This window comes from Streptomyces beihaiensis, from assembly GCF_026274175.1.
GTDB lineage: Bacteria > Actinomycetota > Actinomycetes > Streptomycetales > Streptomycetaceae > Streptomyces > Streptomyces beihaiensis.
Map to the genome: position 1 here is coordinate 43,369 of NZ_JAPHNL010000068.1, position 12,689 is coordinate 56,057.

At 70.5% G+C, this 12,689-nt stretch carries 10 protein-coding genes; 4 read left to right on the top strand and 6 right to left on the bottom strand.

Annotated features, from left to right (window positions below; translation table 11 throughout):
• Positions 1 to 317: 317 nt before the first annotated feature.
• The 4 genes from nth (at position 318) to OFY01_RS08590 (ending at position 3,766) form a co-directional block, all read left to right on the top strand.
• Positions 318 to 1,367 carry an endonuclease III gene (gene nth, locus OFY01_RS08575; protein ID WP_266597946.1) on the top strand — a complete coding sequence of 350 codons (1,050 nt, stop codon included), beginning with the start codon at positions 318 to 320 and terminating at the stop codon, positions 1,365 to 1,367.
• Between the two features lie 341 nt (positions 1,368 to 1,708).
• The gene (locus tag OFY01_RS08580) at positions 1,709 to 2,365 is read left to right on the top strand and encodes an NUDIX hydrolase (protein ID WP_266597948.1); all 657 of its coding nucleotides are present in this window, start codon (positions 1,709 to 1,711) and stop codon (positions 2,363 to 2,365) included.
• A gap of 1 nt (position 2,366) precedes the next feature.
• A complete protein-coding gene (locus tag OFY01_RS08585; RefSeq protein ID WP_266597911.1) occupies positions 2,367 to 2,570 on the top strand; it encodes a hypothetical protein in 204 nt (67 codons plus the stop codon).
• A complete protein-coding gene (locus tag OFY01_RS08590) occupies positions 2,567 to 3,766 on the top strand; it encodes a MarP family serine protease (RefSeq protein WP_266597912.1) in 1,200 nt (399 codons plus the stop codon). The genes OFY01_RS08585 and OFY01_RS08590 overlap by 4 nt, the downstream gene beginning before the upstream one ends.
• A 264-nt stretch (positions 3,767 to 4,030) precedes the next feature.
• On the opposite strand, the gene OFY01_RS08595 is transcribed toward OFY01_RS08590, so the two are convergent.
• The 6 genes from OFY01_RS08595 to OFY01_RS08620 all read right to left on the bottom strand — a co-directional run bounded on the left by OFY01_RS08595 (position 4,031) and on the right by OFY01_RS08620 (position 12,580).
• On the bottom strand, positions 4,031 to 4,216 hold the full coding sequence (locus OFY01_RS08595; protein ID WP_266597913.1) for a hypothetical protein: 186 nt from the start codon (positions 4,214 to 4,216) through the stop codon (positions 4,031 to 4,033).
• A gap of 103 nt (positions 4,217 to 4,319) precedes the next feature.
• Entirely contained in the window at positions 4,320 to 5,222 is a 903-nt protein-coding gene (locus tag OFY01_RS08600; protein ID WP_266597950.1) for an alpha/beta fold hydrolase, read from the bottom strand.
• 197 nt (positions 5,223 to 5,419) lie between these two features.
• Positions 5,420 to 5,941 (bottom strand): phage holin family protein, encoded by a 522-nt coding sequence (locus OFY01_RS08605; protein ID WP_266597914.1) that lies wholly within the window; start codon positions 5,939 to 5,941, stop codon positions 5,420 to 5,422.
• Between the two features lie 91 nt (positions 5,942 to 6,032).
• Positions 6,033 to 7,436, bottom strand: coding sequence for a Na+/H+ antiporter NhaA (gene nhaA, locus OFY01_RS08610; RefSeq protein ID WP_266597915.1), 1,404 nt, complete (start codon positions 7,434 to 7,436; stop codon positions 6,033 to 6,035).
• 246 nt (positions 7,437 to 7,682) lie between these two features.
• Entirely contained in the window at positions 7,683 to 9,641 is a 1,959-nt protein-coding gene (gene acs / locus OFY01_RS08615) for an acetate--CoA ligase (protein WP_266597916.1), read from the bottom strand.
• A 125-nt stretch (positions 9,642 to 9,766) separates the two neighbouring features.
• Positions 9,767 to 12,580: a bifunctional SulP family inorganic anion transporter/carbonic anhydrase gene (locus tag OFY01_RS08620; RefSeq protein WP_266597917.1), complete on the bottom strand. Its 2,814-nt coding sequence runs from the start codon at positions 12,578 to 12,580 to the stop codon at positions 9,767 to 9,769.
• Between the last annotated feature and the right edge of the window lie 109 nt (positions 12,581 to 12,689).

The window sequence follows — 12,689 nt, forward strand, 5'->3', positions numbered from 1 at the left end:
CATTTTGCCGGACGGTCCAAACAGTGTGATCAGTCACTCGGACACAAGTCTGCCGCAACCGCGTCACAAGCAGAGGGGGAGGGGGCCCAATCGGGGGCTGATCCGGCGGCTCAAGCGCGGATGTCGGTGCCTGGCTTTAGGCTGACCGAGTGTCCAAAAGGCCGGTGAGAGCGCAGGCGAAGGGGGCTGAGGCGGTGTCGGCAGACCGCGATTCCGCTATGGGCGAACATGCGCCCGTCAGTACCCCCGTAACCACCACCGGAGGCTCCGCCGGGAGCAGGAAGCGTACGACCGTGTCCGCGCAGGGGAAGGCCGCCATGTCCGCGAAGAAGGCCACCGGGGCCAAGAAGACGGCCGCAGCCAAGCAGACGGCAGCAGCCAAGACGCCGACGGCAGCCAAGACGGCGGCGGCAGCCAAGACGGCGGCGGCAGCCAAGACGGCGGCCGCGGCCAAGACGGCGGCTCCTGCCGCGAAGAAGGCCCCTGCGGCCAAGAAGACCCTCGCGGCCAAGAAGACCCTCGCGGCCAAGAAGACCCCTGCGGCCAAGAGGGCCCCCGAGGCCAAGAAGGCTTCTGCCGGCGCCAAGACCGAGAGCCACACCGCCCTTGTCCGGCGTGCGCGCAAGATCAACCGTGAGCTCGCGGAGGTGTATCCGTACGCCCACCCGGAGCTGGACTTCGAGAACCCGTTCCAGCTGCTGCTCGCCACGGTCCTGTCCGCGCAGACGACCGACCTGCGGGTCAACCAGACGACTCCGGCGCTGTTCGCCAAGTATCCGACCCCGGAGGACCTGGCCGCGGCCAACCCCGAGGAGGTCGAGGAGCTGATCCGGCCGACCGGTTTCTTCCGGGCCAAGACGAAGTCGATCATGGGCATCGCGAAGGCGCTGAGCGAGGACTTCGGCGGGGAGGTGCCGGGCCGTCTGGAGGACCTGGTCAAGCTGCCCGGCGTGGGCCGCAAGACGGCCTTCGTCGTGCTCGGCAACGCCTTCGGCCGCCCCGGCATCACCGTGGACACGCACTTCGGCCGCCTGGTGCGCCGCTGGAAGTGGACGGACGAGACGGACCCGGACAAGGTCGAACAGGCCGTCGGCGCGCTCTTCCCGAAGAGCGAGTGGACGATGCTCAGCCACCATGTGATCTTCCACGGCCGCCGCATCTGCCACGCCCGGAAACCGGCCTGTGGCGCCTGCCCCATCGCCCCGCTCTGCCCGGCGTACGGGGAGGGCGAGACGGATCCGGAGAAGGCGAAGAAGCTGCTCAAGTACGAGAAGGGCGGCCTGCCCGGCCAGCGCCTCAAGCCCCCGCAGTCCTACCTGGACGCGGGCGGCATCGCGGCCCCGCCGCTGGGTGGCACGAGAGGGTGACAGAACGCGGCGGCGGAACGAATCGGGGGTGCTCGGGCGTTGGGCCCACCACGAGACGGACGGGGGCGGCTATGAAGCATGTGAGTGAGATCGGGGAGATCACGGAGATCAGCGAGATCCGCGAGATCGGCGAGGCCCGCGCAGTCAGCGAAGTCGGCGAAGCCGGTAAGACCGACGGCGGCGGCAACGCGGGCAGCCCCAGCGCGGGCAGTTTTAACGCGGGCAGTTCCAACGCGGGCAGCCCCAGCGCGGGCAGCTCCAGTACCAGCAATAGCGGTTCCGCCCCCGCGCAGGCTCACACCCACACCGGTACCGCCCCACCCGACCTCTCCGGCACCACCCTGACCAGCCAAGGCATCCCCGACTGGCTGGTTCCCGTGGACCGGGCCGCGCGCGCCGTCCGCGGGGAGCAGCTCAGCCGGTTCCTGCCGCCCGAGGACGGCGGAGGGCGCCAGTCCGCCGTTCTGATCCTCTTCGGCGAGGGGCAGCGGGGGCCCGAGCTGCTGCTCATGGAGCGGTCCGGCGCGCTCCGCTCGCACGCGGGCCAGCCGTCGTTCCCCGGCGGCGCGCTCGACCCGGAGGACGGGGACCCGCACACGGACGGCCCGCTGCGAGCCGCCCTGCGCGAGGCGTGGGAGGAGACCGGGCTCGACCCGCGTGGTGTCCAGCTCTTCGGCGTCCTGCCCCGCCTCTACATCCCGGTCAGCGGCTTCGTGGTGACCCCGGTGCTCGGCTGGTGGCGGGTGCCCACACCGGTCGCCGCGGTCGACCCGGCGGAGACGGCCCGTGTCTTCACCGTGCCGGTGGCGGATCTCACGGACCCGGCGAACCGGGCGACGACCGTCCATCCGAGTGGCCACAGGGGCCCGGCTTTCCTGGTGGAATCGGCTCTGGTCTGGGGTTTCACCGCCGGAGTGATCGACAGGATCGTGCATTTCGCAGGCTGGGAGCGGCCCTGGGACCGCGGGAAGACGGTCCCGCTCGACTGGCGCTCATGACATGGTGACCCGCGTGTTGTGTAATCCCGGGGGCCGCGAGAGGCCCGCGGCGCCGGAACCGAACCCGGAACCGAATCCGAACGTGACGCCGGTCGCGACGCCGGTCGTGACGCCGGTCATGACGCCGGTCGTGACCCCGAAAGTGAAGCCGATCGTGCCGCCGGAAGTGATGTGGGGCAGGAGTCTGCGAGGCGTGAATCCGTGAACGTGCTGGACATCCTGCTGATCGTGGCCGCCGTGTGGTTCGCCGTCATCGGCTACCGCCAGGGCTTCGTCGTCGGCATTCTCTCCGTGATCGGCTTCCTCGGCGGCGGCCTCGTCGCCGTGTACGTACTGCCCGTGGTCTGGGACGCGGTGACCGACAAGGCCGAGGTGACGACGACGGCCGCGATCGTCGCCGTGGTGGTCGTGATCGTCTGCGCGTCCGTCGGCCAGGCATTCACCACCCACCTGGGCAACAAGCTGCGCAAATTCATCACCTGGTCCCCGGCGCGCGCCCTGGACGCGACGGGCGGCGCGGTGGTCAACGTGGCGGCGATGCTCCTGGTCGCCTGGCTGATCGGTTCCGCGCTCGCCGGGACCACGCTGCCCACGCTCGGCAAGGAGGTACGCGGCTCGAAGGTGCTGCAGGGCGTCTCCCGCGCGCTGCCCGCCCAGGCCGACACGTGGTTCGCGAACTTCTCGTCGACGCTCGCGCAGAACGGCGTACCGCAGGTCTTCAGCCCGTTCACGCACGAGCCGATCACCGACGTCAGACCGCCCGACCCTGCGCTGGCCAACAGCCAGGTGGTGCGTACGGCGAAGCGTTCCATCGTCAAGGTCGTCGGCCAGGCGCCCAGCTGCGGCAAGGTCCTGGAAGGCAGCGGTTTCGTCTTCGCGGACCGGCGCGTGATGACCAACGCTCACGTGGTCGGCGGGGTCGACGAGCCCACCGTCCAGATCGGCGGCGAGGGCAAGCGCTACCGTGCGAAGGTCGTCCTCTACGACTGGAAGCGGGACATCGCGGTCCTGGACGTCCCGAAGCTGACCGCCCCGCCGCTGAACTTCACGACCCGTGAGGCGCCGCGCGGCACCGGCGCGATCGTCGCGGGCTTCCCGGAGAACGGCGCGTACGACGTGCGCCCCGCCCGTCTGCGCGGCCGCATCACGGCCGACGGCCCGGACATCTACCACCGCGGCACCGTCCGCCGCGAGGTCTACTCGCTGTACGCGACGGTCCGGCAGGGCAACTCCGGCGGACCGCTCCTGACGCCCGAAGGCAAGGTGTACGGCGTGGTCTTCGCCAAGTCCCTCGACAACGACCAGACCGGCTACGCCCTGACGGACGACGAGATCGCCACCGACATCAGCCAGGGCCGCACAGCGGTCCAGGAGGTCGACACGCAGGCCTGCGCACTGTAGACCGCCGTCTCCGGCCTCCGCGGCCCGTCTCTGCGTCTTCCGGCCTCCGAGCCTGTCTCTCCGGCTCCGCCTGGCTCCGAGCCTGTCTCTCCGGCCCCTCCAGACCCCGAACCCGCCTCTCTGGCCCTGCCAGACCCCGAGCCCGCCTCTCCGGCGGCCCCGACCAGGCCCCCAGCCCGTCTCCGGCGCCTTCAGCCCTTCTCCGGCGCCCTCAAGCCAGTGTGCGGCGCCGCCGCAGCAGCCCTTATCCAGTACCTCGGCTCTTCAGCGCCCGGTCTGGTGCCGCAGCCTCGCCGACATCCAGCGGGCCCGACGCCGCAGGATCCGCGGGATACCGAGCCGGGGTCCGAGTACCGCGTACTCGCGCGGCGCCCCTTTGCGGGAAGGGCCCGGCGTCGTCGCGGGGCGGCGGGTGCGTGCTGCGTCACTGTAGTTGTGCGTCCAGCCCATAACCCGACCTGTGCCCGTGCCCCATGGTCGGTAACCGTGTCGGACGGCTCCAATCGGCTTATGCGTCGGGCATGTGGCCGACTGTCGGACAGGCGTTCACATTTCACCGGTCCGGTTCAGGATCCCGCAGCCAGTTCACCAGCTCCGTGGAGAACGCCACCGGGTCTTCTTCGTGCGGGAAGTGTCCGAGGCCGTCGAACAGGCGCCAGCGGTACGGCGCTTCGACGTACTCGCCCGAACCCGCCGCGCTGCGCGTGCGCATCACCGGATCGAGTGAACCGTGCAGATGCAGCGTCGGCACCCGCACCGGCCGCTTCATCCGCCGGTTGAACTGGATCCCGTCGGGCCGCGCCAGCGACCGGACGAGCCAGCGGTACGGCTCGACCGAGCAGTGCGCCGTGGACGGGATGCACATGGCGTGCTGGTACGTCCGTACGGCCTCGTCGTCCGGCTGGTTCGGCCCTGACCAGTCCCGTACGAGCTTGCCGACCAACGCCCCCTCGTCCGCCACCAGCTGACGCTCCGGCAGCCATGGCCGCTGGAAACCCCACACGTACGACCCGGCGCGCGACTGCCGGTAGTCCGCCAGCATCGCCGAGCGCCAGCGCCGCGGGTGCGGCATCGAGGCCACGGCGAGCCGCCGCACCAGCTTGGGCCGCATCACGGCCGCGGTCCACGCCAGGTAGCCGCCCAGGTCGTGGCCGACGAGTGCCGCGTCCGGCTCGCCGAGCGAGCGCACCACACCGGTCACGTCGAGCGCGAGGTTGGCCGGATCGTAGCCGCGCGGCGTACGGTCGCTGCCGCCCACGCCCCGCAGGTCCATGGCGACGGCCCGGTAGCCCGCGTCCGCGAGCGCGACCAGTTGGTGCCGCCACGCCCACCAGAACTGCGGGAAACCGTGCAGCAGCAGCACGAGCGGGCCCTCGCCCAGCTCCGCGATGTGGAAGCGGGCGCCGTTGGCCGCGACGTCCCTGTGGGTCACCTCCCGGCCACCCGGCAGGTCGATCCGTACGACCGAGGTGGGGGCCTGCTGCGCTGCTGGAGGGACCTGCCGCGGCGAAGAGCCTGTCTGCTGAGCAGAAGGGGCGGCTTGCTGAGCAGAAGAGGTGGCCTGTTGCGCCGAGGGGGTGGCCTGTTGCGCAGAAGGGGCGGCCTGTTGCGCCGAAGGGGTGGTCTGCTGCGCCGAAGGAGTGGCGGGGTCCGTCATGAGGACGAGCGTGCCACAGCCTCGATGGCCTCGGGGCCATGGTCGGGCGGGGTCACCTGACGGGGGTGCGGCTTGGCGTTCCCCAGTACGCCCGCCGTCTCCTTGACCGAGGCGGCGACCTTCTGCGGGCCCTTGCCCTTCTTGGCCTTCTTGAAGAACGCGACACCGATGCCGACGAGCAGGAGGAAGAGGACGAAACTCGCCCCGAAGGACGCCAGGAAGCACAGGGAGAGGTTCCACCCGCCCTGCCCGTTGTGGCCGCCGGTCCACGCGTTGATCCCGTATGCGAGCGCGAAACTCAGCATGGGCAGCGAGAAGGTCAGCACGACGAGGGCCGCGACGAAGGCGCCGCCGCCGATCCCGCCGCGCTTCACATCCTGCTTCAGCTGTGCCTTCGCCAGGGCGATCTCGTCGTGCACCAGCGCGGACATCTCGGTCGTCGCGGAGGCGAACAGCTGGCCGATGCTGCGTTCGGCGCCGACCGGGCTGTCGTCGGGTGCGCTGGGTGCGCTGCTCATCGCGTACTCCCTGTTCTCCTGTGGAGGTTCCCGTGGCGGCCCGTAGCCAGGTGCGCGGGCCACCGCGAGTGCGGACTTGCTTGTCGTCAGATCATGCCGGACGCGCGTCCTCGTCGCCTGCCCCGGTGGTCACTTCGGCAAGCCTCCGGTGCTCCGCGGCCTTCTCCTCGTAGATGCGGGCCATCCGAAGGTGGTATTCCGGTTTGTCCATCTCGTAGATGTCGGGGATGCCGTCCTGGTCCTCGTCGCGCTCCTCTGCCTCGCACAGAGCGCGGTACTTGGCGTTCCGTATCTTCAGCAGGATGCCCGCGAGGATCGCCGCGATCACCGACCCGACCAGGACAGAGGCCTTGACCTCGTCGGTCAGTACCGGGTCCTCGGTGAAGGCGAGTTCGCCGATGAGCAGCGAGACGGTGAAGCCGATCCCGGCGAGCGTGGCGACCGCGAACACGTCCGGCCAGGCCAGCTCGTCCGAGAGCGACGCCCTGGTGAACCGGGCCGTCAGCCATGTGCCGCCGAAGATGCCGAGCGCCTTGCCGACCACGAGCCCGAGCACCACGCCGAGCGTCTCCGGCCGGGTGAACACGTCGCCGAGCGACTTGCCCGACACTGCGACACCGGCGCTGAACAGCGCGAACAGCGGCACCGCGAGACCGGCCGAGACCGGCCGCACCAGGTGCTCGATGTGCTCGCCGGGGGAGTGCTCCTCGCCCTCCTCGCGGTGGCAGCGCAGCATCAGCCCCATGGCGACACCGGCGATGGTGGCGTGGACGCCGCTGTTGTACATCAGGCCCCAGATGACCAGCGCCAGCGGCACGTACACGTACCACCCGCGCACGCCCTTGCGCAGCAGCAGCCAGAAGACGACGAGACCGGCGACCGCGCCGCCGAGCGCCGCGAAGTTCAGGTCGCTCGTGAAGAAGATCGCGATGATCAGGATCGCGAAGAGGTCGTCGACGACGGCGAGGGTGAGGAGGAAGGCGCGCAGGGCGCTGGGCAGCGACGTGCCGATGACGGCGAGAACGGCGAGCGCGAACGCGATGTCGGTGGCGGTCGGCACCGCCCAGCCGTCCAGGTTTCCGCCGCCGACCGCGTTGACGATCGCGTAGACGATCGCGGGCATCGCCATGCCGGACACGGCGGCCACGACCGGCAGCACGGCGGCCTTCGGGTCGCGCAGGTCGCCCGCGACCAGCTCGCGTTTGAGCTCGATACCGGCGACGAAGAAGAAGATCGCGAGCAGACCGTCGGCGGCCCAGTGCGTCATGGACAGGTTCAGGCCGAGCGTCTTCGGGCCGATGTGCCAGTGGCTGACGGTCTCGTAGCTGTGGTGCAGGGCCGGGACGTTGGCCCAGATGACCGCGGCGATGGCGGCGACCAGCAGCAGCACGCCGCCGACGGTCTCGGCGCGCAGCGCGTCGGCCACGAAGGTGCGCTCGGGCAGGGAGAGCCGGCCGAGGGCCTTGCGGTGGTCGTTCTTGCTGGGCGCGCTCACGTGGGAGACCTCCGGGCGGGTGGGCAGACAAGCAGGCAGGAATGGGTATGGGTTGCTGTTCTGCCGACCAGACTTCCCGGCGCACCCTGTTCGCTTCTTGACCCTTCCTTTACTCTACAGGGTCCGCTGGGCGTACGAGTCGTACTTGGAGTACTTGACGTACTGGGGGATCATCACCTTACGCATTGCACGCGAAACGGGCACCCGGCGCTGTGCCGGGTGCCCGCCTGACCTGGGCTGCGGGTATCAGTCCTCGCTCGGTGCGGCCGGGAGCTTGGACTGGATGAGGTCCATCACGGAGGAGTCGGTGAGTGTGGTGACGTCACCGAGCTCCCGGTTCTCCGCGACGTCACGCAGCAGACGCCGCATGATCTTGCCGGACCGCGTCTTGGGCAGCTCGGCGACCGGAAGCACCCGCTTGGGCTTGGCGATCGGGCCGAGCGTGGCGCCGACGTGGTTGCGCAGGTCCGCCATGAGCGAGTCGTCCTCGGCGTTCGCGCTGCCGCGCAGGATCACGAACGCCACGATCGCCTGTCCGGTCGTCTCGTCGGCGGCGCCGACCACGGCGGCCTCGGCGACGGCCGGGTGGGACACGAGCGCCGACTCCACCTCGGTGGTCGAGATGTTGTGCCCGGACACGAGCATCACGTCGTCGACCCGGCCCAGCAGCCAGATGTCGCCGTCCTCGTCCTTCTTGGCGCCGTCCCCGGCGAAGTACTGCCCCTCGAAACGCGACCAGTACGTGTCGATGAACCGCTGGTCGTCGCCCCAGATGGTGCGCAGCATCGACGGCCACGGCTCGGTGAGGGTGAGGTAACCGCCGCCGCCGTTCGGCACCTCGTGGCCCTCGTCGTCGACCACGGTCGCGCTGATGCCGGGCAGCGGGCGCTGGGCGGAGCCCGGCTTGGTCTCGGTGACGCCGGGCAGCGGCGAGATCATCATCGCGCCGGTCTCGGTCTGCCACCAGGTGTCGACGATGGGGCACGTGTCGCCGCCGATGTGCTTCCGGTACCACATCCACGCCTCGGGGTTGATCGGCTCACCGACCGAACCGAGGACGCGCAGGCTGGACAGGTCGAACTTCGCGGGGATGTCGTCGCCCCACTTCATGAACGTACGGATCGCGGTCGGCGCCGTGTAGAGGATCGTGACGCCGTACTTCTGCACGATCTCCCAGAAGCGGCCCTGGTGCGGCGTGTCCGGGGTGCCCTCGTAGATGACCTGCGTCGCGCCGTTCGCCAGCGGGCCGTACGTGATGTACGAGTGGCCGGTGACCCAGCCGATGTCGGCCGTGCACCAGTACACGTCCGTCTCCGGCTTGAGGTCGAAGACCGCGTGATGGGTGTAGCTCGCCTGGGTGAGGTAGCCGCCGGACGTGTGCAGAATGCCCTTCGGCTTACCCGTCGTACCCGACGTGTAGAGGATGAAGAGCGGCTGCTCGGCGTCGAACGCCTGCGGGGTGTGCTCGGCCGACTGACGCCCGACGGCCTCGTGCCACCAGACGTCACGCCCCTCGACCCAGTCGACGTGCTGCTTGGTGCGCTGCACGACGAGAACCTTGCCGACGCCGTCCGTACGGGTGAGTGCCTCGTCGACCGCGGGCTTGAGCGCGGACGGCTTGCCGCGCCGGTACCCTCCGTCGGCCGTGATGACGACCTTGGCGTCCGCGTCCTGGATGCGGGCCGCGATGGCGTCGGCCGAGAAGCCGCCGAAGACGACGGAGTGCGCGGCGCCGATGCGCGCGCACGCGAGCATCGCGACGACGGCCTCGGGGATCATCGGCAGGTACACCGCGACCCGGTCGCCGGTCTGAACTCCCAGCTCCGTCAGGGCGTTCGCCGCGCGACTGACCTCGTCCTTGAGCTCGGCGTACGTGATGGCCCGGCTGTCGCCCGGCTCGCCCTCGAAGTGGATCGCGACCCGGTCGCCGTTTCCGGCTTCCACGTGGCGGTCGACGCAGTTGTACGCCACGTTGAGTCTGCCGTCCTTGAACCACTTGGCGAACGGCGGGTTCGACCAGTCCAGCGTCTCGGTCGGCTCGGTGGCCCACGTCAGACGGCGCGCCTGCTCGGCCCAGAAGCCGAGCCGGTCAGCCTTGGCCTGTTCGTACGCATCGGCCGTGACGTTGGCTTGCGCTGCCAGGTCAGCGGGCGGCGCGAAGCGTCGCTCCTCCTTCAAGAGGTTGGCCAGGCTTTCGTTGCTCACGACATCTCCCTATACGCCTTTAGGCTCTACGCCTTTTACGCTGCTTTGCCGGGGCGGCCGTTGTGTCCCAGGCCACAGCTCATCAGAAGGCGGCCCCTGCTGACAAGGGCCGCCGGGAAAATGGTTTAGACCTGTTCTCGAAGCCCTTCGATTCCGGCCACTTCGGCCTCCACCTGGGCGAAGACCGGGTCACCCGTCCTGAGCAGATACGCCTGCGCGTCCCCGACGTGGAAGTACATCCCGTGCAGCTCCAGTCGGCGCTCCCGCAACGCACGGGCCACCGACTCGTGCGCGCGCAGATGGTCCAACTGCTGTACGACGTTGGTCAGGCAGAGCTGCTCGACCGCGTCGGCGGGCGCCCGCCCGGCGAGTCGCACCCACCCCCGCCCCTCGACTGCCGTCCGCTCCAGACTCGGCACCCCGTGCCGCAGCCACCGCGCGAGCGGCGTGCGCGCCACGGACCCGACGTCGGAACCGGCACCGGACCCGGCGTCTGAACCGGCGCCGGAACCGGCCAGGAGCGCCTGCATGGCGCCGCAGCCGGAGTGTCCGCAGACGGTGATCGACTGCACCTCCAGTACGTCCACGGCGTACTCGATCGCCGCGGCCACCGAGTCGTCCCCGCTCTCCGAGCCGGGCGCGGGAACGAGGTTGCCCACATTGCGCACGACGAACAGGTCACCGGGACCGCTCGCCGTGATCATCGAGGTGACCACCCGCGAGTCGGCGCAGGTCAGGAACAGCTGCGTCGGCTTCTGCCCCTCCCGCGCCAGCCGCGCCAGCTCCCCGCGCACATGCGGCGCCGTGTCCCGCAGGAACGCGTTGATCCCGCGCGCGAGCTGCCCCTGCCCACCCCGCCCCGACTCGACCGCCCCGGGCGCAGCGCTCCCCGGCCGGCCGCATCGGTGATTCCACCACGGCGTCCAGGGGCGGCAGCAGGGGTGGGCGGACGCGGAGGCGGGGGTGGGTGTGGAGGTGGGTGTGAGTGTGGGCGTGGAGGTGGAGGTGGGCGTGGAGATGGAGGTGGAGGTGGGCGTGGATACGGGAGCGGGAGCGGGATTGGGGGTGGATGCGGATGCGGATGCGGACATGGGCCCGGTCGTGGACCAGTCCAGCGTCGAGCCGGGCGAATCGGCTGCCGATACAGCCGCAGCCATCGGTACAGCCGGAGTCGTCGGCGCAGTCGCAGCCGCCGATACAGCCACGGCCTCCGCCATGCCCCCGGCCTCCGCCACGCCCCCCGCCTCCGCCATGCCCCTCGACGCCCCCGGGGCCACCGGTGACGCGGTTGCCACGGCGGGGTACGCCCCGGAGTGGGCAGGCGCGGAGCGCATCGCCCCCGCGTCGGCTGCGCCGGAGTGGACGGCCCCGGAGCGGGCAGCCCCCGAGTGGGCGGCCCCCCAGTGGACCGTCCCGGAGTGGGCCGACACGAGATCCTCCGCGATGGGCTCCTTCCCGCGGTTGCCCGCACGCCCCGCGATCTCGACTTCACCTCCTTGTCCGGTGTGTGACTTCCGCCAGTCCTGCAACGCCTCGTACGCCGCATGGTCCATGTAGGAGCCGCTCAGCTCCACGACGCACCGCGCACCGTGCGGCACCTGGTGCAGTGTGCGGCTCAGCCGGGGGACCGCGAGGAAGGTCAACTGGCCGCGCACGCGCACGTGGTGGGCGCCGAGCTTGTCCTCCTCGTGCGTGATGCGGGTGTGCGCGAGGCGGTGCAGCGCGACGGCGACCGCGACCGCCACGCCGATCCCCACTCCTTCGAGCACGCCGAGCAGGACGACGCCGAGGATCGTGGCCCCGTAGACCAGCACCTCACGGTGGCGGGTGACCGTGCGGATGTGGTGCAGGGACACCATCCGGATCCCGACCGCCATCACCAGGGCGGCGAGTGACGCGAGCGGGACCAGTTCCAGAACGGGGACCAGTAGCAACATGGCCGCTACTACCCAAACGCCGTGGAGGACCGCGGAGTTCCCGCTCTTCGCTCCCGCTTTCACATTGGCCGTGGAACGTACGACGACGCCCGCCACGGGCAGCCCGCCCAGCGCTCCGGAGACGACGTTCGCGGCGCCCTGGCTGAACAGCTCACGGTTCAGGTCCGACCGGCACATTCGCGGCGGCAGATCGGGCCGCGCCGTGGCCAGCTTGTCCACGGCCACGGCTCCGAGCAGGGACTGCACGCTGCACACCAGTGTGGTCGTCAGGACGGCGGCGGCGATGCCGAGCACGGGACCGTCCGGCAGCCCGGCCAGCGCGTGGCTGCTCCACGAGGGCAGGTTCACCACAGGCAGGCGCAGCCCGAACAGTGCGGTCGTCACCGTCGCTGTGGCCACCGCCACGAGCGCGGCGGGCAGCCGACGGGCGACCCGGCCCAGGCGGCCGGGCAGCCGCGGCCAGCTGGTGAGCACCGCCAGGGTGAGCGCGGCGGCCAGCAGCGCGCCCGGGTGGATACGGGTCAACTGGGCGGGCAGCGCCCGAAGGTTGGCGAGTACGGAGCTCTGCGGGGTGCCACCCAGGACGATGTGCAGTTGGGCGACGGCGATGGTGACACCGATGCCCGCCAGCATGCCGTGTACGACGGCAGGGCTGACGGCGAGCGCCGTACGTGCCACGCGTAGGCAGCTGAGCCCGATCTGGGCGAGTCCGGCGAGCACGGTGATGGCGCAGGTGGTGCGCCAGCCGTACCGATGGATGAGCTCGGCGGTCACCACGGTCAATCCGGCGGCGGGGCCGCTGACCTGCAATGGGGCGCCGCCGATGGCGCCGGCGACGATCCCGCCGACGGCGGCGGCTACGAGCCCCGATTCCAGCGGCGCGCCGGTGGCCAGAGCGATACCGAGGGACAGGGGCAACGCGATCAGGAAGACCGCGACGGACGCGGACAGGTCCGCGCCCGAGAGGCGGGACAGGCGGTGGGGCGGTGCGCAGGCTGACATGGTTCCCGTCTCCTCCGGGGGGCGGCACGGTCGCGGCACGTGGCGGCGGGATGTATCAACTTTCGGTAAATGGATGGTAATGCAGAGTAAAGGATGTGACCGGATTATC